Below are 21,794 nucleotides of genomic sequence, written 5' to 3'. Positions count from 1 at the left end.
CATCTTGGGTTCACCCGGAGACGCCCGAACCCGCGAGAAGCTCCGATGACCGACGTTGTGCACACCCTCGGACGGGTGCACAAACTCACGAACCGAAAGCCGCCCGCAACACCTTCTCGAACAGAGCTCCGAGCTGACCCTTCGCCTCGGAACTGATGTCACCCGCTGATGGCCACCGGTATTGGCAGTACACGCGCACCGTGCCCTGCTGTCCGATGTAGGTCATCGTGCGCGTCAAGAGCGGCGCCTGGTCGCCACCGGTCTCGACAGTCCGCAGGACGGCAGCGGTATCGACCCCGGCAGGATGTTCGGGGGCGTCGGACACCCTTGTCTGCACCTTGCTCGTCGCCGTCGTCGCGTTGCCGGTGGTCGCTCGAGGACACGCACGCGCCTGATCGACCACCGTGCTCAACGCGTCATCGACTCCGACGACGGCGGAGGTGAAGGACGCACGGTCGGCTTCGACGATTCCCAGATAGACGACGGCTCCGTCGGAGCCGACCGCCGCGGGCTGACACGCGGGTGGATCGTAGGGCGAGTTGGCTGGTCGGCCGATGAGGTCGCCGATCGCGTATGCGACGGAGTTCTGCGGAACGCGGGTAGCACCCGAAACCGGAAAATCGGCTGCGGTCACCGATCGCGAAGAGAGATCGGCAGTGTTCTGCGTCGCATCACCATCGACCGAACACGACGCCACGAGAAAAGCCGCGGCCAACCCCATCACCACACCGACACTGCGTACACCCACGACCTTCGACTGTGCCACCGCAAGGCCGAGGCACCGCTCACGACACTCCGACGGTCTCCAGATCATCACGGGGAATCGAGAGGTGGGCGCGGTTGTTGAACACACAAAGATCCGCTAACACACAAGGATCCGCTGCAAGAACAACACAGATGCGTCACGCGGACGCTCGACGAGCGACACCGATTGGTCACGAGTGGTGTGGATGCGGGACAATTCGACGAACAGGTAGGACAGGCACGTGCCGATCTTCAAGAGGAGGGACGACATGGATTCCAATCCGGACGAGGGCCGTCAGCTCTTCGAGCTCGCCTTCCCCGCTCCCCAGGTCTCCGACGCTGCGGGAACCGGCCCCGTACTGATCCACGCGCTCGACGGCTTCGCCGACGCGGGACACGCCGTGGCACTCGCCGCGCAGAATCTTCGCGACTCGCTCGACTCCGAGGTGGTCGCGACCTTCGACAACGACGAGCTGATGGACTATCGCTCTCGCCGTCCGACGATCACCTTCAGCGGCGAGACCTTCACCGACGTGCAGATGCCAACGCTCACGCTGCACGCGATCCGCGACAACGCCGGCAAGCCGTTCCTGCTGCTGTCCGGCTCGGAGCCAGACCTGCGGTGGGAACAGTTCACCGAGGCCATTCGACGCCTCGCCGACCATTTCCGGGTCACCGACGTGATCGGTCTCAACGCCATCCCGATGGCCGTTCCGCACACCCGCCCGTCGTCGTTGACCGCGCACGGCAACGAGCCCGAATCGTTGGGCGACCTACCGACGTGGGGTTCGCAGATGAAGCTCCCCGCGAGTGCGTCGATGCTCTTGGAGCTGCGCCTTGGTCAGGGCGGACGACGCACCTCTGGACTGTCGGTGCACGTGCCGCACTACCTCTCCCAGACCGACTACCCGGCTGCGTCAGCACGTCTGCTGGAGGCGGTGTCGGGACTGACAGGTCTCGAATTGCCCACCAGTGCACTCGAATCCGCAGCAGCGGCAGTGCGTGAGCAGGTCGACGCCGAGGTGTCGGGCAACGGTGAGATCGAATCCGTCGTCGCGGCGCTCGAGGCGCAGTACGACAGCTTCACCGAGGCACAGACTCAGCGCGCATCTCTGCTCGCCGCCGACGAACCGCTGCCCAGCGGGGATGAGCTCGGCGCTGAACTCGAGCGGTTCCTGGCGGAGCAATCGCGTGGCGACGTCGATCCGGACGGCACCGGAGATCTCCACGACGAGGACGGCAACGGCGGTTCGTCATCGCCGAACTGATCGACGAGTCCGTTTCGGGGTCGGCGACGACGCTGACCCCTGTCGCCGACGATGACGACGCCGCATTTGACACGTTCACCGGATGGTGGGCCGACCGCGGCATCGACCTGTATCCCCATCAGGAGGAGTCGCTGCTCGAGTTGATCTCGGGTAACAACGTCATCCTGGCCACACCGACTGGTTCGGGCAAGTCGCTCGTTGCCTCCGGCGCCATCTACTTCGCCCGATGTCGGGGCCAACGAGCTTTCTATACCGCGCCGATCAAGGCGCTGGTCAGCGAGAAGTTCTTCGATCTCTGCGCTCAGTTCGGGGCCGACCAGGTCGGCCTGATGACCGGCGACGCCTCGGTCAACGCCAACGCTCCGATCATCTGCGCGACCGCCGAGATCGTCGCGAACCTCGCACTTCGCGACGGTCCGAACAGCGATATCGGGGTTCTCGTCGCCGACGAGTTCCACTTCTACGGCGAGTCCGACCGCGGATGGGCGTGGGAAGTCCCGCTGATCGAGCTTCCGCACACGCAATTCCTTCTGATGTCGGCGACGCTCGGCGACATCAGCTTCTTCGTCGACGACCTGTCGCGACGCACCGACCGCACGACCACCGCGGTCACCGGAACCCATCGACCGGTCCCCCTCGAATACACGTATGCGATGACGCCTATCCACGAGACGATCGAGGGACTCATCGACGCGGGTCGCGCCCCGATCTACGTCGTGCATTTCACCCAGGCAGCAGCGGTCGAGCGCGCGCAGGCACTCCTGTCGGCACGAATCACCACCAAGGAGGAGAAGGCTCAGATCGCCGAGGCGATCGGCGACTTCCGCTTCTCCACCGGATTCGGCTCCACCCTGTCGAAGCTGCTCCGCGCCGGCATCGGGGTCCACCACGCAGGCATGTTGCCGCGCTACCGACGTCTCGTCGAACGCCTTGCCCAACAGGGACTTCTCAAGGTCATCGCCGGTACCGACACCCTCGGAGTCGGCATCAACGTGCCCATCCGTACCGTCCTGTTCGCCGGTCTGAGCAAATACGACGGCACGCGCGTACGTCGTCTGCGCGCCCGCGAATTCCACCAGATCGCCGGCCGCGCCGGGCGAGCAGGCTTCGACACCATCGGCTACGTCGTCGCGCAGGCACCCGAGCACGACGTCGAGAACGCCCGCGCGGTCGCCAAGGCGGGCGACGACCCGAAGAAACTGCGAAAGCTGGTGCGCAAGAAGCCACCCGAGGGTTTCGTCTCCTGGGGCGAGAAGACGTTCCTGCAACTCGTCGACGCACCCGATGAGCCGTTGCGCTCGCACTTCCGCATGACAACGGCGATGTTGCTCGAAGTCCTCGGCCGGCCCGGAGATTGCTTCGCGGCCACGCGACATCTGTTGGAAGACAACCATCTTCCCCGCAATCGACAACTGGGACAGATCCGCCACACCATTCGCCTCTACCGTGACCTGCGCGACGCGGGCATCGTCGTACAACTACCCGAACCCGACGACGAGGGCCGATACGTCGCGCTCAGCGTCGACATGCCCGAGAACTTCGCACTCACCAACCCGCTGTCGGCCTTCGCGCTCGCCGCCTTCGAGCTACTCGATCCGGATTCGTCGACCTATGCGCTCGACGTCGTCTCGATCCTCGAATCCACTCTCGACGATCCCCGCCCGGTGCTGATGGCACAGCGCAAGGAAGCGCGCGACGCTGCGATCGCCGAGATGAAAGCCGACGGCGTCGAGTACGAGGAGCGCATGGCGCGGCTCGAGGAGATCACCTGGCCGCAACCGCTCGCCGAGGAGATCGACTACGCCTTCGGTGTCTACCGCCGGACCCACCCGTGGATAGCGGGGTTTCCGCCGTCGCCGAAGTCGGTCCTCCGGCTGATGCTCGAGCGAGCGATGACGTTCACCGAACTGATCTCTGCCTACGGTCTGGCCCGCAGCGAAGGAGTGGTACTGCGGTACCTATCCGACTGCTATCGCGTGTTGCGCCAGGGTGTTCCGACCACGGTGTTGACCGACGAGATCGTCGAACTCACCGAACGCGTCGGCGACATGGTCCGCGATGTCGACTCAAGTCTCCTCGACGAGTGGGAAGAGTTGGCCCGCACCGCCGCCGCCGACGCCCTCGCCGAGGAACACTGAGACGCCGACCGAATCACTCTCACACGGCAGCCGCTTTCTCCACGCGCACCGCGCCGGTCTGTTCGACAAGACCGGCGATGATGGACGCCAGTCGCCGATACGACTCGCCTCTGCCCGACGACTCGCGGTAGACCAGCCCGATTCGACGCCCCGGCCGCGGCGTCGTGAATGTCGCGGTCGCGAGGTCGCCGCCCGCTGTTTCGGCGGCAACGGCGGTCCCTGGGATCAGCGTGACGCCCAGACCACCTTCGACGCACTGCACCGCGGTCGCCAACGACGCCGCTCGGGTGTGCCCGATGTCGGCGCGCACGCCCGCGAGTCGGCACACCTCGAGCGCCTGGTCGCGTAGGCAGTGCCCCTCGTCGAGCAGCAGGAGCGGAAGGTCGGCGAGCGAACTCGGGTCGACGCGCTTGCGTCCGGCCAACGGATGATCGGACGGCAGCGCCAGCACGAAATCCTCGGCGTACATCGGTATCTCGGCAAGGCCGGGCACGTCGGCGGGTAGCGCGAGACACGCGGCGTCGAGTGAGCCCTCACGTAACTGCGCCACCAGTCGCGCCGTCTGGTCCTCGACGACCCGCAAAGCGAGAGAGGGCAATTCGGCGGCGAGCCCGCGCAGTACGGTCGGCAGAACGTATGGCGCGACCGTCGGGATCAGGCCGAGTCGCAGAGTGCCGGCAAGTGGATCGTCGGAACCCGCGGAGGCAGAGAGGAATTCGTCGACGGCGTCGGTCACCGCGATCGCTTTGGGTAGAAGCATCTCGCCCTCCGGCGTCACGAAGACACGCCGCGTTGTACGTTCGATGAGTTGCTTGCCCAACCCGGCCTCGAGGCCGGCGAGTGCTTGCGACAGAGACGGCTGGCTGACACCGAGTTCTGTTGCCGCAGAACCGAAATGACGTTTGCGAGCGAGTGCGACGAACGCCCGCAGACCGGCCACGGACGGCTGATAACTTTTATCACTCATGCCTATCAGTCTAGTGCTAATCATCACGTTTCGCTTTTGGTGGCTTTTCGGCAGAATTGAGAGGCAACTGCAGAACGTGAGTTCGCGCGCCACCCACGAACGCAATCGACACGAAGGAGCGAAAACACACATGGCTCTTCTGACCATCGGAGACCAGTTCCCCGCCTACAACCTGACGGCGGTCATCGGAGGCGACCTGAGCAAGGTGGACGCCCAGCAGCCCGACGACTACTTCACCCAGGTGTCGAGCGACGATCACCCCGGCAAGTGGCGCATCGTCTTCTTCTGGCCCAAGGACTTCACGTTCGTGTGCCCGACCGAGATCGCCGCTTTCGGAAAGCTGAACGACGAGTTCGCCGATCGCGACGCCCAGGTCCTCGGCGCGTCCGTCGACAACGAGTTCGTCCACTTCCAGTGGCGTGCACAGCACGAGGACCTCAAGACCCTCCCCTTCCCGATGCTGAGCGACCTCAAGCGTGAGCTCGCCACCGCCGCAGGCGTTCTCAACGCCGATGGCGTCGCCGATCGCGCGACCTTCATCATCGACCCCAACAACGAGATCCAGTTCGTCTCGGTGACGGCCGGTTCCGTCGGCCGCAACGTCGACGAGGTGCTGCGTGTTCTCGACGCACTGCAGTCCGACGAGCTGTGCGCCTGCAACTGGAAGAAGGGCGATCCGACCATCGACGCCGGCGAGCTCCTCACCGCAAGCGTCTGAGAGGAATCGGCATGAGCATCGACAATCTCAAGGAAGCCCTCCCCGAGTACGCCAAGGACCTCAAGCTCAATCTGAGTTCGCTGGCGCGTTCGACCGAGCTCTCCGAGCAGCAGCTCTGGGGCACCTTCCTCGCGTCGGCTGCGGCATCTCGCAACGCGAAGGTGCTGGCCGAGGTCTCCGAGGAAGCCGCGGACACCCTCTCGGCCGAGGCCTACAACGCGGCGCTGGGCGCGGCGTCGATCATGGGCATGAACAATGTCGCGTACCGCGCCAAGAGTTTTCTCGGCGACGACTACACCCAGGTGCGCATGGGTCTGCGGATGAACATCATCGGCAACCCCGGCGTCGACAAGACCGACTTCGAGCTGTGGAGCCTCGCCGTGTCGACCATCAACGGTTGCCACGACTGCACGGCAGCGCACGCGAAGGTCGTCCGTGATGGCGGCCTGACCAAGGAACAGGTCTGGGAGGCCGTCAAGGTCGCCGCGACGATTACCGGTGTAGCACAGGCCATCACCACCACCGAGGTGCTGGCGAACGCCTGATCTATCACCCCACTGCACTGCCCCGGTCTCACGAGACCGGGGCAGTGTGCTGTTCGGGTCAGCTGCCGACCACACCGACCCTGGCGGCGGCGTCGAGTCGTGCGAGCTTCTCGGCGCTGCCGGTGCCCTCGACAGGCTGGTAGACGACGACCCTCTGCCCCCGCGCACCGGCGACTTCGAGAGTGTCCCAACGTAATTCGACGACGCCGACGTCGGCGAGCACTATCCGCTTGGCGCCGCTGGACTTCACCTGAACCTCGTTGCGCGCCCAGATCTCGGCGAACAACGGGCTGTGCAGCGAGAGTTCGCCCACGAGGTCGCGCAGACGCGGATGATCAATGTCTGCTCCGGTGAGCGATCGCAGGTTGGCGACGGTCTCGGCCGCCAGCAACTCGTAATCGGGATAGATCGACGGAGCGTGCGAATCAAGAAAGAGCTTGCGCAACATGTTGTCTCCGGGCACGGTCCCGATCGCCTGATGAAGTGCTGCTCCTGCGTCGTTGATCGCGAGGAGGTCCATGAACCGATTCATCACGATCGCAGGCTGCTGCCATTGAGCCATCAAGACTCGTATCGGTTCGACCACCTCATGATCGGCGAAGTCGACGTCGATGCGCACATCGGCGAGTGCGGCGAGATGCTCACGCTCGGCATCATCGAGTCCGAGTACATCGGCCAGCGAGGCCACGACCGCAGCCGACGGATTGCGGTCGCGTCCACGTTCGAGCCGCACAAGGTATTCGACGCTGATGCCGGCGAGACTGGCAACCTCCTCACGACGCAGACCGGGCGTACGCCGCGGGCCGACCGTCCGCAGACCGAGCGTCGCAGGGTCGACACGCTCGCGGCGGGCGCGCAGGAACTCTCCGAGTGCGGTCATAGCGAAAGTCTAGGCTCGCAGCGATCGACAGCCAGGTAGTGCGAGGACCCCTCACGACGCGGTCTGTTCGTGCCGTCCGAGCCGCTCGATCCTTGTAGCTATGACACAAGAAGCCAGGACGAAACAAGCACTGCCACATGAAGCACTGACACAACACGAGAACACCGCAACTCTCGACGGCCGCATCGCGGTGGTGACCGGCGCAGGTACGGGTATCGGCGCCGCGACGGCAAGGACGCTGGCGGCGCGCGGAGCACGCGTCGCGCTGCTCGGTCGTCGAATCGACAAGCTCACCGACGTCGCTGACGAATTCGACGGCCTCGCCATCGCGACGGACGTCAGTGACCCCCGTGCCGTCGCCGCAGCGTTCGAGGAAGTGACGGAGCGCATCGGCGCACCCGATCTCGTCGTCGCCAACGCCGGTGCGATGCTCGCGGCGCCGTTCGACGACGCCGACCGCGACGAGTGGCGTCGAATGCTCGATGTGAACGTGATGGGCGTACTCGACACCGCTCGCGCCGCCATCCCGGGCTTGCGCGCGGCCGCGGCGGACGGACGATCCGCCGACCTCGTGCTGATCAGTTCAATCGGCGCGCACATCGTGCTACCGACGTACGCGGTCTACACGGCGACGAAGGCCGCCGTGTCGCACCTCACACGAACGCTCCGAGCAGAGCTGGGCCCCAACGGTATCCGTGTGCGGGTCATCGAACCGGGAATGACGGAGTCAGACCTCGGCCACGACATGACCTACCCGGGTTCGAAGGAGTTCCTGGCGGGTTTCGCCGTACAGAACCCGCCGATCCCCGCCGCCGCGATCGCGGAGGCGGTCGCCTGGTCGGTATCGCTTCCGGCTGCGGTCAACGCCGCGTCGATCGAGGTCTTGCCGACGGCACAGGGCTGAGCGACCGGCCCAGCGCTTGACCGACCGGCCAAGCTTTGACCGGCTCAGCCCAGCGCTGCGCCGATACGGTCGGCCAGCTCGCCGACCTCGGCGGTCGTCATCACGAACGACGGCGACACCTGCAGCGCGCCCTGCCCTGCGGCGCGGGTGCTCACGCCGTGCTTACGCAGAGCACCGACCGCTGCGGGCGCCTGCGCCGGGTCGGCGAGTTGGACGGCCGTGACCACACCGAGTCCGGTGCGCACCTCCGACACCGCGTCGAGGTCGGCGAGCGGGGCGAGCTTGTCTGCCAGATCGCCCTCGAGCCTCGCCGCCTCGGCAAGGAGTCCCTCCCGCTCGATGATGTCGAGGTTGGCCATCGCGGCTGCCGCAGCTCCCGCGTGGCCGCCATAGGTGTAACCGTGACGCCACCAGACACCACCGGCGTAGAAGGGTTCGGCGACGCGCGGCGCGATGAAGACCGCACCCATCGGGACGTACCCCGACGTCAAGCCCTTCGCTGTGGTCATCATGTCGGGTTGGAGATCAAAGCGCGCCGAAGCGAACCAGCTCTCGCCTCCGATACGGCCGAAGCCGGTCACCACCTCGTCGGCGACGAACAGCACATCGTTGTCGCGGCAGATCTGTCGGACCTCGGCCAGATAGCCCTCGGGCGGAAGGTAGATGCCGCCCGCGCCGATGATCGGCTCGCAGAAGAACGCGGCAACCTTGTCGGCACCGACGCGTTCGATCAGTCCGAGCAGGCTCTTGGCGTCGTCCCACTCGACGGTCTGGGCGTCGGGCATCAGGGTGCCGTAGCCGTCGTGGTTACCCGGGATGCCCGCGAGTGAGGTGCCCGCGACATGCATGCCGTGGTAGGCCTTGGTACGGCCGACGATCATCGTCTTCTCCGGCTTGCCGACCTCCACCCAGTAACGCCGCGCGAGTTTCGCCGCAGTGTCGATCGAGTCGCTTCCGCCGGAAGTGAAGAAGATCTTGCTGCCGGGAACCGGCGCGATTGTCGCGAGCCGATCGGCAAGTGCGTCGGTGACGTCGGCGGTGAGATCGCCGAATCCCGAGTAATGCGCGAGCGTCGAGAGCTGATCGGCCACCGCCTGCGCGACCTCGGTGCGCCCGTGACCGATATTGGTGAACCAGAGACCAGCGGTGGCGTCGAGATACTCGTTGCCATCGCGGTCCCACACGCGGGTGCCCTCACCCCGCGTGACCACAAACGGGCCGCTTGCGCTGACCGACCCCATATCGGCGAATCCGTGCCACAGTGAACCTGACATGCGCTCAATGATGCCCGGCGGCATCGCGGTCAGGGCACTCAGGGTCAGGTCAGCGCACCCAGGGTCACACTCTGGGTCATCGGTCGGAGGTCAGACTGCGTTGACCCATGCGTCGACACATATCCTTGAGTGATCATGTCCGTCTCCCCCGAATCACAGCCCAGCGAGTCCACCGCCGAGGCGACGCAACCTACTCCGACGGACCAACGCTCACTTCGACGCCGGCTCGCCGACCTGACGATCGTCGACCAACACCGCCTTCGACGCCGCGTCGACAAGCTCGGTGCATCGTCGAACGCGGATGCGGTGGCGGCACTCTCGCGCGACATCGACGCCGCATCACGCCGCGTCGAGCGTCGTCGAGCATCAGTTCCGGTGCTCGAGTTCCCACCGGAGCTACCGGTGTCGGTGGCCCGCGACGAGATCGCCGCCGCGATCGCCACTCACCAGGTCGTCGTGATCGCGGGCGAAACCGGGTCGGGCAAGACCACGCAGCTGCCCAAGATCTGCCTGGAGCTCGGCCGAGGCGTGCGCGGCGCCATCGGTCACACCCAGCCGAGGCGTATCGCCGCCAGTTCCGTGGCGCGACGTATCGCCGACGAGACCAACACCGAGATCGGCGACGCCGTGGGGTATTCGGTGAGGTTCTCCGACCGCTCCGGCGCCGACACGCTCGTGAAGGTGATGACCGACGGCATCCTGCTCCGCGAGATCGCCACCGATCCGATGCTGCGCGCCTACGACACGCTGATCATCGACGAGGCGCACGAACGAAGCCTCAACATCGATTTCATCCTCGGCTACCTGCACCGACTGCTCCCCCGTCGCCCCGACCTCAAGCTCATCATCACCTCGGCCACGATCGAACCCGACAGGTTCGCGCGGCATTTCACCACACCCGACGCCGAGGTCCCCGTGCTCGAGGTGTCGGGGCGGGCGTATCCCGTCGACGTCCGCTACCGCCCGCTCATCTCCTCCGACGGCCCCGACACCGGTGACGAACGCGGTGGCGGCGAGCACGCCGACCTCGACCAGATCCAGGGCATCGACGCCGCCATCGACGAGTTGTGGGGACGCAGTAACGCCGGGGGTGACATCCTGGTGTTCCTGCCAACCGAACGTGACATCCGCGAGGCGGCGGACTCACTGTCCCGACGCGTCGCGGCAGGCGCCGAGGTGGTTCCGCTGTACGCGCGATTGTCGATCGCCGAACAACAGAAGGTGTTCACACAGTCGCGCGGCAACCGAATCGTGTTGTCCACCAACGTCGCCGAGACGTCGCTGACCGTCCCGGGTATCCGCTACGTGATCGACACGGGCACCGCACGTATCTCGCGATACTCGGCGCGCACCAAGATCCATCGACTTCCGGTCGAACCGATCTCACAGGCGAGCGCCCGCCAGCGCGCCGGGCGGTGCGGGCGAGTCGCCCCCGGCATCTGCATCCGCTTGTACAGCGAGGCCGATTTCGACGCCCGTCCCGCCTTCACCGACCCCGAGATTCTCCGCACCGATCTCGCGTCGGTCATCTTGCAGATGGCCTCGCTGCGGCTCGGCGACATCGCCGACTTCCCCTTCGTCCAACCTCCCGACGCACGCGGTATCCGCGACGGAATCGGGGTTCTCACCGAACTCGGCGCGATCACGACGACCGACAAGACCGACACCACACCGCGGTTGACACCTGTCGGACGCACGATGTCGCGCATCCCGGTCGAGCCTCGGGTCGCGCGCATGCTGATCGCGGCACACGAATCCGGTTGTCTCGCCGACGTTCTGGTCATCGCTGCCGCACTGTCGATCCCCGACGTCCGCGAGCGACCCGGCGATCATCGCGAAGCCGCCGACGCAGCCCACAAGCGGTTCGTCGTGCCCGGCTCCGACTTCATGGGCTACCTCGCACTGTGGCGCTACCTCCAGGAGAAGCGACAAGAACTGTCCGGCAACCAGTTCCGCCGCACCTGCGAACGCGAGTTCCTCCACTACCTCCGCATCCGCGAGTGGCAGGATCTGCACCGACAGCTTCGGCGCATCGTCGACGATCTCGGCTGGTCGTCGAAGGAGTCTGGCGAGGCCGAGGCGTCGCACCACACCGATGCGATCCACCAGGCGATACTGTCCGGGCTCCTGAGCAACATCGCCGCCCGCAACGCCGAAGGTCGGGAGTACACGGGCGCACGCAACACGACCCTGATGATCTTCCCCGGCTCGTCACTCTCCAAGAAGCCGCCCGCGTTCCTGATGGCCGCCGAGATCCTGGAAACGTCCCGGCTTTTCGCGCACACCGTCGCGGGAATCGACCCTCTGTGGGCCGAACGACTCGCAGGCGACCTGGTCAAACGCACATACAGCGAGCCGCACTGGTCGTCGAAGCGCGGTGCCACGATGGCATACGAACGCGCGACGCTCTACGGCGTCCCGCTGGTGGCCCGACGCCGCGTCGACTACGGACCCATCGACCCTGCCGCCGCGCGTGACATGTTCATCCGGCACGCCCTCGTCGAAGGTGATTGGAAGACGAATCATCCGTTCTTCGACCGCAATCGAGCACTGCTGTCCGACGCCGCCGAGGTCGAACACCGCGCTCGACGCCGCGACGTGGTGATCACCGAGGACCAACTGTTCGACTTCTACGACCATCGCATCGGCGCGGAGGTCACCTCGGCACGCCATTTCGACACCTGGTGGAAGAAGGCGCGCCGCGCCGACCAGTCGCTGCTCGACCTCACCCCGGAGGACGTCGCCGCCGACGTCCACGTCGCCGATGCCGACTATCCCGGCGAGTGGCAACAGGGCGATACCCGCTACCGCCTGCGATACCGATTCGAGCCCGGCGCACCCGATGACGGTGTGTCCGTGCTCATTCCACGCCCGCTGTTGCGACACGTGCGCCCGGCGGGCTTTGACTGGCTGGTCCCGGGAATGCGGAGCGAACTCGCCACCGAGTTGATCAAGACGCTGCCCAAGACGATCCGCAAGACGATGGCACCGGCCGGGCGATTCGCCGATCTCGCCCTGTCTCGTCTCACCCCACGCCGCGAGCCGCTCATCAACGGCCTCGCGCGTGAGCTGTCGACGATCACCGGGCAGACGATTGCGGCCGACGACTTCACTCCGGAGCGACTCCCCGCCTACCTTCGCATGAACTTCGTCGTGATCGATGACCGAGAGGAGTCGGTCGCTACCGGCAAGTCCCTCGCCGAGCTCCGCCGACGCATCGAGGGTGAGGCGCCCGCGCCGACGCCGCGTCGGGTGTACACGACGTGGACGGCCGACGGAATCGGAACACTCGCCGAGTCGAGCGTCGATAGCGTTGCCGGACAACAGATCACGCGATATCCGTCACTCGAGGTCGTCGACGGAGAGCGTAACCGTGGGGTGGCGCGGACGCTCGCGACGTCGGACGCCCAGCGACGTGCGCAATTGCACGGTGCCGTCATCGAACTGCTCGACCACGCGATCCCGCCGCTCTCACGCAAGATCAGCGCCGGGCTCGACCCGGCCGGTCGGCTGGCACTGAGCCAGAGTCCCTATGCGTCACCCGACGCGCTGTATGCAGACTGCACCCGTCGGGCGATTCGCGACATCGCTCCCGCAGCAGTCGATTTGGGCTCGATCCGCACACCCTCGGCCTTCGATGAGCTGGTCTCGACACTGCGACCGCGTGTATCGGCTGCGGCGCCGGAGTATTTCGCTCTTGCTGTCGATGTGTTGCGTGAGGTTGCTCCCCTGCGTGCCGAGATCGACCGCCACTCGGGTCAAACAGCAGCCGACGACGTCGCCGAACAGTTCAACAACCTGGTCTTCGACGGATTCGTTCTCGCAACGGCTAGCGAACACCTGCAGCACGTTCCGCGATACCTGACCGCCGCACGACAGCGCCTCGAGCAGCTTCCTGCCGCCGCGAACCGCGACCGCGAGGGAATGGCCGCCATCGACAGGGTCACCGAACGATGGAACCAGCGCCTGACACAGCTTCCCGAATCGCGCCGAGACATCGTCAGCGAGGAAGCTCAGTGGATCGTCGAGGAGCTGAGGGTGAGCCTCTTTGCCCAGAAACTCGGTACCGCCTATCCCATTTCGGAGAAACGGGCGCTACGAGCTCTTGACCGACTCGGTTGAGACCGGACCCGCCGGACTCGACGCAGCATCGACAGTGTCGTCGCGGGTGGCGGGCGTGTCGAGGTCGTCGGAGCCTTCGTGCGAACCGGTGAGGTTGCCCTGGAGGTCGTCGATCTCGCGTTGGAAGTCTTCGAGCGAATCGAACGACCGGTAGACCGAGGCGAAACGTAGGTACGCCACCTCGTCGAGGTCGCGGAGCGGGCCGAGGATGGCCAGACCGACCTCGTTGCTGGGGATCTCGGCCGAACCGGACGACCTCACCGCGTCTTCGACCTGCTGAGCCAACTGTGCGAGATCGTCTTCGTTCACGTGACGTCCCTGGCATGCGCGTCGTACCCCGCGCATCACCTTTTCTCTGCTGAACGGCTCGGTCACACCGTTTCGCTTCACGACTGCCAGAACAGCACTTTCGACTGTGGAGAACCGCCGCCCGCACTCGCTGCACGCGCGACGACGCCGGATCGCCTGCCCCTCATCGGCGACACGCGAATCGACGACCTTGGTGTCTTCGTTCTTACAAAACGGGCAGCGCATGTAGTCCTCGTGCAGATCTCGGGACGCAGCGGCTCCGTCGGTCTGGCTCGGTCCGATCGTCTGACGACCGGCGGAAGCGAGACCGCAGCGGTGACCGTGTCGGTTTCCGACTGGACCCTGTGACATCGAGAATACCGCCAGCGCTCAGCGGTACGCGGGTGTGACAAGCGGTTGGCCAACGCGCAGCCCACTCGACGGCAGATCGTTGAGGTCGATGATCTCGTCGATGACTGTCTGACGCGGCACATCGGGCGCGACGCGTGCCGCGATCGAGCTCAGCGATTCGCCGGAACGCACGTGGACCACCTGCGTCGAGGTCGAGGACGGCACGCTCGCCCGCTGGTAGTCGGCGCCGACGGTCCCGACCACCCACACGGTCAGTGCCAACCCGACTCCCGCGAGCACCGCCAAGACCGCTGCCCGGCGCCGACGGGCCGCCACCAGCTCTCCGACGCCACCGGCGCATCGCGTGCCCGCAGGCCGCGTTGAGGTGCCGTGATCGAACGCGATCCGACGCCGAGGCCGCGGCGCGACGTCTGCGACGGCGGTCCGTCGGGACTCAGTCGTTCGAACGCGCCCCGCCACACTTAGCTCGTCGCTACGCGCGGGATTCGACGGTGCACGTCCACTGACCACCGTGGCGCGGTGAACTCGGGGACGCGTCGTCGATGCAGGTCGCGGCGTTGCAGATCGGGTGGTCGGCGGTGTTGCCGCGGATGCACTCGACGTGCTGGGAATCGTGCGGGTCACCGGGTTGGTCATCAAGCTGGTCATCGCTACCTCCAATGGTCGATCAAGCGTTCGATGAACTGATGTTCGAGTTCTACCAGAGGGGTCCGACAAAGTCCTGCGACACGTCGAACAAATGTTTGATGTTGTCAGTGGCCTCCGCTACTGTCGGCGCCAGACGATGGAAGAAAGACGCACCCCACCCCGCTTCACAGCAGCACCCGGTTCACAACAGCACCCGCTTCACACATCAGGAAGGACGGAACCGATGACAGAGAAGTCACGACGCGGCCCGTCGTCGCCCAAGGGCAACGGTCGCAGCGTCGAAGGCAAGAAGAGTGGAGGCGGCGAGGAGGCACCGATCCATCCGGCCGTCGCCGAGGCAACACTCACCGATCGCCAGCGTGGCGTCCTCGATGTGATCCGAAAGTCGGTGCGCGAGCGTGGATATCCGCCGAGCATCCGAGAGATCGGCGACGCCGTCGGCCTCACGTCCACGTCATCGGTCGCACACCAGTTGCGCACCCTCGAGCGCAAGGGCCTGTTGAAGCGCGACGCCAACCGTCCGCGGGCGGTCAACGTCTCCGAGGCTCCCGATGCACATCACTCCGATGCCATCAACGGAGATCTCCCGACCCCCACGTTCGTTCCGGTACTCGGCCGTATCGCGGCGGGCGGTCCGATTCTCGCTGAGGAGGCGGTCGAAGACGTCTTCCCGCTTCCGCGTGAGCTCGTCGGTGAGGGCTCGTTGTTCCTGCTCCGCGTCGTCGGCGAATCGATGATCGACGCCGCGATCTGCGACGGCGACTGGGTTGTCGTGCGTCAGCAGAATGTCGCCGACAACGGCGACATCGTCGCAGCGATGATCGACGGCGAGGCGACGGTGAAGACCTTCAAGCGCAAAGACGGCCACGTCTGGCTGATGCCGCACAATCCGCTCTTCGATCCGATCCCCGGAGACGACGCCGCCATCCTCGGCAAAGTCGTCACGGTGATGCGACGGGTCTGATGCGCCGAACGGGCCCCGCAGGTCGTTGACCAGCGGGGTCTGTGTCAGCCGTCGAGTTGCTCGGCGGCTGCGCGTCGGGCGAGTGCCGGACTCGAGGTGGCAAGTGCGGCAGCGGCGGCAGCCCGGCACTGCTCCATCGTCACCGTCGACAGCTTTGCTCCGACTGCGGGCGTCGCCGCCGGAGCCGCCGACAGCGAGGTGACTCCGAGCCCGACGAGCACACATGCGAGCGACGGGTCGGCCGCGGCCTCGCCACAGACTCCGACGGGTTTGCCCTGCTGGGCGCCGGCGGTCGCAACCTGCGAGATGAGTGCGAGCACCGCCGGTTGCCACGGGTCGGTGAGTTCGGCGAGTTCTGCCGACATCCGGTCGGCGGCCATCGTGTACTGGGTGAGGTCGTTGGTTCCGATCGACACGAAGTCGACCTCGGCCAGAATCGCCGGCGCCAGGATCGCCGCTGCCGGGATCTCGATCATCACGCCTGCCGTCAGACCACGCTGACGGACGAGTTCGGCGAACTGTGCGGCCTCCGCGGCCGTGGCGATCATCGGTGCCATGACCCACGGCGTCGTGCCGGACTCCTCTGCCGCGCGCGCAATCGCGTCGAGCTGAGTTCGCACGATGTCGGGGTGGTCGTCGCCGATGCGGTTGCCGCGTACGCCGAGTGCGGGATTCGCCTCGTCCGGGTGCTCGATGAAGGCCAGCGGCTTGTCCGAACCGGCGTCGAGCGTTCTGATGACGACTTTTTGGCCCGCGAACGCCTCGAACACGTCGCGGTACAGCCGCGTCTGCTCGTCCACATCGGGCTCATCCGCCCTGTCGAGAAACGCCAACTCGGTGCGGAACAGCCCGATGCCCTCGACTGGCGCATCGGCAGCGCTGCGCGCGGAGACGCCGTCGGCAACATTCGCGAGGATGGCGACGGCGGTGCCGTCGGCAGTCCGGCCGGGGCCACGCCACGCAGCAACAAGCGCGGCCTCCGCAACGCTGCGCTCGACGAGTTCACGCGCCTCGGCCCCCTCTGGTTCGACGGTGATCGACCCCGCGCCTCCGTCGAGCAAAACCATTGTGCCGCTGGTGATCTCACTAAGTCGCGCCACAGCGACCACGCACGGGATGCCCAACTGCCGCGCGATGATGGCGGTATGACTGGTCGGTCCGCCGAGACGCGTGGCCAGCCCGACGATCACCGCGGGATCGAGCCCGGCGGTATCCGCGGGAGCGAGGTCGTCAGCGAAGAGAATCGACGGGTGACTCGGCGTCGGAATCCCCGGTTCCGGCTGGCCGAGCAACTCGGCGACCACTCGGTCACGAACGTCGTTGAGGTCGGTGATCCGCTCTGCCATCAACCCGCCGAGTTTGGCGAACATCTCGGAGAACTGCGCCGTGGCCGCGACCGCGGCGGCGGGCGCCGACGCGCCCTTCGCGACACGAGATTTCGCCGCACCGATCCATCCCCGATCCTCGGCCAACCCGGCGGTCGCAGCAAGGACCTCGGCCGCAGCTCCCGACGCGTGTGACGCGCGATGACGTAGCCTGCCCGCGACGACTGCCGCGGCGGCGACGAGGCGTTCCGCCTCCGCGTCCCGCTCGTCCTCGGCCAGAACGCGATCGGTGCCGAGTGACGTCTCGTCGTACGTGACGCGCCCACCCGGCCACAACACCGGCCCGTAGGCGAACCCTGCGACGACGGGTGTTCCCGACAACTCTCCTTGACCGTTCATGGTGACCCGATTCTCCGATACCAGGTGCTTCTCCATTGCGTCTGCTGCCTTCCGGGTCGATCGGCCGGGTGCGGTGATCTGTGAGGGATACCCGGCGTCGTGAATTTCTGTGATCAAAGTTACTCGAAACACTTGACTTGTCAACACACACGGGCGTAAACACAGATATATCAACATCGAATGCCACACAGAACCAAACTCACGATGATCCGCAGAAGCCAGATCCACAGCAGCCGGATCCACAGAACACAGACCCACAGATGGTTCGCCGAAGCGCGAGCCACACCACAGATCGGAGTCGACAGGTGTACGCCGAAGAGCGACAGCGAGCAATAGCCGATCAGGTGCGCGCGCACGGCCGCGCATCCGTAACCGCCCTCGCCGACAGGTTCGACGTGACGAGCGAGACGGTGCGCCGCGACCTCGCGGTCCTCGAGCGCGCAGGTAGCGTGCAACGCGTCCACGGTGGAGCAGTCAAGGCCGGGACGGTCGAGGTAGTCAACGAGCTGGGACTCGACCAGCGCGAGTCCTCCCACACCGCAGAGAAGGCCGCGATCGCACGCGCTGCGATACGGTTTCTGCCCTCGGACGGTGGATCGGTGATCTTCGACGCCGGAACCACCACCTACCAGGCCGCCAAGCTGCTGCCTTCGGATCGCAGGCTCACGGTGATCTCCACGAGCCTCCAGCTCGGGCAGGCACTCACCGCGCACGAGCGGGCCACCCTACTCATGGTCGGCGGTCGAGTCCGCGGACTCACCCAGGCCGCAGTCGGAGCCGAGACCGTCGCAGCGCTGCGAAAGATGCGTGCTTCGGTTGCCTTCGTCGGCACCAACGGGATCAGCGAAGGCCACGGCCTGTCCACCCCCGACGCGGAAGAAGCCTCGGTCAAGTCGGCCATCGTCGCCGCCGCGCAGCGCGTCGTAGTGCTGGCCGACTCGTCGAAGATGGAACGCGAGGACTTCAGCTCGTTCGCTCCGCTCGACGAGGTGGATGTCCTGATCACCGACGACGGGATCGACCCCGAGTTCTCCGCGGCGCTCTCGGCACACGGCATCGAGGTCGTGATCGCATGATCCTCACAGTCACAGCCAACCCGAGTCTCGACCGCACCCTGGAGATCGCAGGACCGTTGATGCGGGGCGAGGTGCAACGCAGTACCTCCACCCGGGTCGAGCCGGGCGGCAAGGGAGTCAACGTGTCCCGCGTCGTCGCGGAAGCCGGCATCCCCACCGTCGCGGTACTACCCGCGCACGCCGACGACCCGCTGCTCACCGCCCTCGACGCGGTCGCACTGCCCTATCGCACGGTCGATATCGACGGCCAGATCCGCACGAACATCACGGTCGCCGAAAACGACGGAACGACCACGAAGATCAATGCGCCCGGCCACACCCTCACACCTGCCGAACTCGACGATCTGACAGCGCTCGTACTCGGCAGCGCCGAGGACGCGTCGTGGGTGGCACTGTGTGGCTCGCTTCCGCCGGGAGTTCCCGACGACTGGTATCGACGCATCTCCGATCGCCTCGTCACGAGCGGACGCCGCGTGGCGATCGACACGTCGGGCGCACCCCTGAGCGCGGCGATGTCGGGGCCCATCGACCTGGTCAAACCCAACGACGAAGAACTCGCCGAGGTCAGTGGTATCGCCCCAGCCGAACTGGCCGCTGCCATCGCCTCGGGCGACTACCTGCCCGTCGTGGCGGCGTCGCGCACGCTGATCGCCACCACGCAGGGAGCGGTACTCGCGACCCTCGGTGCGGCGGGTGCGGTACTCACGACCGCTGAAGGCAGTTGGCTGGCCACTCCCCCGCCGATCGTGCCGCGCAGCACCGTCGGGGCAGGCGACGCGTCGCTGGCCGGATACCTCATCGCGTACACGGCAGGCGCCTCCGAACCCGACCGTCTCCGCACGGCAGTCGCCTACGGCTCGGCGGCCGCCGGACTTGCGGGGACGCAACCGCCGCTTCCAGCACAGGTCGACGTCGACTCGGTCGATGTCGTCGAACTCTCGGGAGCCGCCCCGATCACGTGACCCCACAGCCTCCAGACCCTGTACGCGAACCGCCACGAAGCTCACCGACCAGAACCGGAACACCCCCTCCGGCCGCACAGAAGTAGAAGGAAAACCCATGTCCGACAACATCATCACCGCAGCGACGGTGCATCTCGATGTCGACGCCGGCAGTGATCCCGCCGCCGTCATCACCTATCTCGCCGAGAATCTCGGCGAGGCCGGGCGCACGACCGATCCATCCGAACTGAGCCGCGCCGCGCTGGCCCGTGAGGCAAAGTCGGCAACCGGGCTGCCCGGTGGGATCGCGATTCCTCACGCACGGGCCGCATCGGTCACCACTGCCAGCCTTGCGTTCGCCCGACTGTCCAACAAGGTCGACTTCGGTGCCCCCGACGGTCCGGCCGACCTCGTATTCCTCATCGCAGCACCCGAAGGCGCTGCGTCCGACCACATGAAGCTGCTGAGCTCGCTCGCACGAGCGCTCGTGCGTCCCGACTTCGTCGCCGCCCTCCGCGAGGCGCCGAGCGACGAGCGCGTCGTCGAACTCGTGGATGAGGCCATCAACCCTGCCCCGGCAGGCTCTCCGTCGACATCCGCCACGCCTGCGGCGAGCTCGGCCGCCGCTGCTGCGACCGCGTCGCCAGCAGGCGCGAAGACCGCGAAGACACTGAGTCCCGATTCGCAGAAGCGCCCCTCGATCGTCGCGATCACCGCGTGCCCGACCGGAATCGCACACACCTACATGGCCGCGGACGCACTCAAGTACGCCGCGGAACGCGCGGGCGTCGACTTCCACGTCGAGCCGCAGGGATCGTCGGGCACGACGCCGTTCACCCCTGACGTCATCGCCGGTGCCGACGCCGTCATCTTCGCCACCGACGTCGGCGTGAAGGGCAAGAGCCGCTTCAGCGGAAAGCCGGTCATCGAGTCCGGGGTCAAGCGCGCCATCAACGAACCCGACAAGATGATTGCCGAGGCCGTCGAGGCGTCGCGCAATCCGCACGCCTCGCGCGTCGACGGGTCGGCAGACGACGGTGCCGGCGCAGCGGAGGGATCGGCGTCGAGCCTGTCGTTCGGCAAGAAGATCCAGCAGGCACTCATGACCGGTGTCAGCTACATGATCCCGTTCGTCGCGGCAGGCGGACTGTTGATCGCGTTGGGCTTCCTGCTTGCCGGATACGAGATCGCCAACAAGACACTCGATTCATCCAAAACCCTGTCCGACGGCGCCTACATCGCACTGAACAACAGCCTCTGGGATCTACCCGCGGGCGGTCTCGGCCAGTACCTCGGCGGTGTCAGTTTCGCGATCGGCGCGCTCGCCATGAGCATGCTGGTACCTGTCCTCGCGGGTTACATCTCGTTCGCGATAGCCGACCGTCCCGGTATCGCACCCGGTTTCGTCGCAGGCCTGGTCTCGGTTGCCGTCGGCGCGAGTTTCATCGGAGGTTTGATCGGTGGACTCATCGCAGGCGCCGTGTGCCTCGCAATTTCCCGACTTCCGTTGCCGCAGTGGGCACGTGGACTCCAGCCGGTCATCATCATCCCGCTGTTCGGCAGCCTGATCGTCGGCGGTCTGATGTTCATGTTGCTCGGCAAGCCGCTCGCCTGGGTCACCACCCAGCTCACCGACGGTCTCAACAGCATGAGCGGCAGCTCCAAGATCGTCCTCGGCGTGGTCCTCGGACTCATGATGTGCTTCGATCTCGGTGGACCGGTCAACAAGGCCGCGTACCTCTTCGCCACCACCGGTCTCGCGATCGGCGACACACCCCAGCTCGAGATCATGGCAGCGGTCATGTGTGCGGGCATGGTTCCGCCGCTCGCGATGGCACTCGCCACCGTCATCCGCCCCGGACTGTTCACCGAGCCCGAGCGCGAAAACGGTAAGGCCGCTTGGTTCCTCGGCGCTGCATTCATCTCCGAGGGTGCGATCCCGTTCGCAGCGAAGGACCCGATCCGCGTGATTCCGTCGATGATGGCGGGTGGCGCACTCGCAGGCGCTCTGATCATGGCCTTCGGAGTCACTCAGCGTGCGCCGCACGGCGGCATCTTCGTCTTCTTCACGATGAACCACTGGCTGCTCTTCCTCGCCGCGCTTGCGGCGGGTACGGTCCTCGGCACGGTATGCGTCGTCGCGGCCAAGCAATTCGGGCGATCGGCCAGCCGCCAGACAGCGGCACCCGAGCTCGAGACCATTCCCGCCTGAGATCACCAG

16 protein-coding genes and 1 pseudogene are annotated in these 21,794 nt (G+C 66.2%); 10 read left to right on the top strand and 7 right to left on the bottom strand.

Going from position 1 to position 21,794, the window contains the following annotated elements:
* Nucleotides 1-85: 85 nt before the first annotated feature.
* On the bottom strand, nt 86-748 hold the full coding sequence (locus tag ABW18_RS01170; protein WP_200903187.1) for a hypothetical protein: 663 nt from the start codon (nt 746-748) through the stop codon (nt 86-88).
* Between the two features lie 265 nt (nt 749-1,013).
* Here ABW18_RS01170 and ABW18_RS01165 point away from each other — a divergent pair, with 265 nt between their 5' ends.
* Both ABW18_RS01165 and ABW18_RS01160 read left to right on the top strand, forming a co-directional pair.
* Nucleotides 1,014-2,012 carry a PAC2 family protein gene (locus ABW18_RS01165; RefSeq protein WP_049697178.1) on the top strand — a complete coding sequence of 333 codons (999 nt, stop codon included), beginning with the start codon at nt 1,014-1,016 and terminating at the stop codon, nt 2,010-2,012.
* A complete protein-coding gene (locus tag ABW18_RS01160) occupies nt 2,012-4,150 on the top strand; it encodes a DEAD/DEAH box helicase (protein WP_049697177.1) in 2,139 nt (712 codons plus the stop codon). Before ABW18_RS01165 ends, ABW18_RS01160 begins: the two co-directional genes overlap by 1 nt.
* Before the next feature lie 19 nt (nt 4,151-4,169).
* Here ABW18_RS01160 and ABW18_RS01155 read toward each other — a convergent pair whose 3' ends face one another.
* Nucleotides 4,170-5,117, bottom strand: a complete 948-nt coding sequence (locus ABW18_RS01155; RefSeq protein ID WP_049697176.1) for a hydrogen peroxide-inducible genes activator — start codon at nt 5,115-5,117, stop codon at nt 4,170-4,172.
* Nucleotides 5,118-5,247: 130 nt separating this feature from the next.
* Here ABW18_RS01155 and ABW18_RS01150 point away from each other — a divergent pair, with 130 nt between their 5' ends.
* Nucleotides 5,248-5,835 (top strand): peroxiredoxin, encoded by a 588-nt coding sequence (locus ABW18_RS01150; RefSeq protein WP_005204599.1) that lies wholly within the window; start codon nt 5,248-5,250, stop codon nt 5,833-5,835.
* Between the two features lie 11 nt (nt 5,836-5,846).
* Nucleotides 5,847-6,380, top strand: coding sequence for an alkylhydroperoxidase, AhpD family (ahpD, locus tag ABW18_RS01145; RefSeq protein WP_049697175.1), 534 nt, complete (start codon nt 5,847-5,849; stop codon nt 6,378-6,380).
* 58 nt (nt 6,381-6,438) lie between these two features.
* On the opposite strand, the gene ABW18_RS01140 is transcribed toward ahpD, so the two are convergent.
* The gene (locus tag ABW18_RS01140; protein WP_049697174.1) at nt 6,439-7,260 is read right to left on the bottom strand and encodes a helix-turn-helix transcriptional regulator; all 822 of its coding nucleotides are present in this window, start codon (nt 7,258-7,260) and stop codon (nt 6,439-6,441) included.
* A 100-nt stretch (nt 7,261-7,360) separates the two neighbouring features.
* Between ABW18_RS01140 and ABW18_RS01135 the strand changes: the two genes are divergently transcribed.
* On the top strand, nt 7,361-8,164 hold the full coding sequence (locus tag ABW18_RS01135; protein WP_083444265.1) for an SDR family oxidoreductase: 804 nt from the start codon (nt 7,361-7,363) through the stop codon (nt 8,162-8,164).
* 44 nt (nt 8,165-8,208) lie between these two features.
* Here the strand turns inward: ABW18_RS01135 and ABW18_RS01130 are convergent, their stop codons facing one another.
* Entirely contained in the window at nt 8,209-9,438 is a 1,230-nt protein-coding gene (locus ABW18_RS01130; RefSeq protein WP_049697484.1) for an aminotransferase family protein, read from the bottom strand.
* A gap of 135 nt (nt 9,439-9,573) precedes the next feature.
* Here ABW18_RS01130 and hrpA point away from each other — a divergent pair, with 135 nt between their 5' ends.
* Nucleotides 9,574-13,560 (top strand): ATP-dependent RNA helicase HrpA, encoded by a 3,987-nt coding sequence (gene hrpA, locus ABW18_RS01125; protein ID WP_049697483.1) that lies wholly within the window; start codon nt 9,574-9,576, stop codon nt 13,558-13,560.
* A gap of 99 nt (nt 13,561-13,659) precedes the next feature.
* Here hrpA and nrdR read toward each other — a convergent pair.
* A pseudogene (gene nrdR, locus ABW18_RS01120) lies at nt 13,660-14,094 on the bottom strand (transcriptional regulator NrdR); the annotation flags it as partial.
* A 144-nt stretch (nt 14,095-14,238) separates the two neighbouring features.
* The gene (locus tag ABW18_RS23070) at nt 14,239-14,868 is read right to left on the bottom strand and encodes a LysM peptidoglycan-binding domain-containing protein (protein WP_235434256.1); all 630 of its coding nucleotides are present in this window, start codon (nt 14,866-14,868) and stop codon (nt 14,239-14,241) included.
* 316 nt (nt 14,869-15,184) lie between these two features.
* Between ABW18_RS23070 and lexA the strand changes: the two genes are divergently transcribed.
* Nucleotides 15,185-15,832 carry a transcriptional repressor LexA gene (gene lexA, locus ABW18_RS01110; RefSeq protein WP_306302058.1) on the top strand — a complete coding sequence of 216 codons (648 nt, stop codon included), beginning with the start codon at nt 15,185-15,187 and terminating at the stop codon, nt 15,830-15,832.
* Nucleotides 15,833-15,876: 44 nt separating this feature from the next.
* Here lexA and ptsP read toward each other — a convergent pair whose 3' ends face one another.
* A complete protein-coding gene (gene ptsP, locus ABW18_RS01105; RefSeq protein WP_049697172.1) occupies nt 15,877-17,592 on the bottom strand; it encodes a phosphoenolpyruvate--protein phosphotransferase in 1,716 nt (571 codons plus the stop codon).
* 269 nt (nt 17,593-17,861) lie between these two features.
* Here ptsP and ABW18_RS01100 point away from each other — a divergent pair, with 269 nt between their 5' ends.
* The 3 genes from ABW18_RS01100 to ABW18_RS01090 all read left to right on the top strand — a co-directional run bounded on the left by ABW18_RS01100 (nt 17,862) and on the right by ABW18_RS01090 (nt 21,785).
* A complete protein-coding gene (locus ABW18_RS01100) occupies nt 17,862-18,632 on the top strand; it encodes a DeoR/GlpR family DNA-binding transcription regulator (protein ID WP_049697171.1) in 771 nt (256 codons plus the stop codon).
* Nucleotides 18,629-19,594, top strand: coding sequence for a 1-phosphofructokinase family hexose kinase (locus tag ABW18_RS01095; RefSeq protein ID WP_049697170.1), 966 nt, complete (start codon nt 18,629-18,631; stop codon nt 19,592-19,594). Before ABW18_RS01100 ends, ABW18_RS01095 begins: the two co-directional genes overlap by 4 nt.
* A gap of 97 nt (nt 19,595-19,691) precedes the next feature.
* Nucleotides 19,692-21,785 (top strand): PTS fructose transporter subunit IIABC, encoded by a 2,094-nt coding sequence (locus tag ABW18_RS01090; protein WP_049697169.1) that lies wholly within the window; start codon nt 19,692-19,694, stop codon nt 21,783-21,785.
* Nucleotides 21,786-21,794: the final 9 nt, after the last annotated feature.

It is taken from the genome of Gordonia jacobaea, from assembly GCF_001186365.1.
GTDB classification, from domain to species: Bacteria; Actinomycetota; Actinomycetes; order Mycobacteriales; family Mycobacteriaceae; genus Gordonia; species Gordonia jacobaea.
The sequence above is the reverse complement of the archived record's forward strand: the minus strand, read 5'-3'. Positions and strand labels throughout refer to the sequence as shown.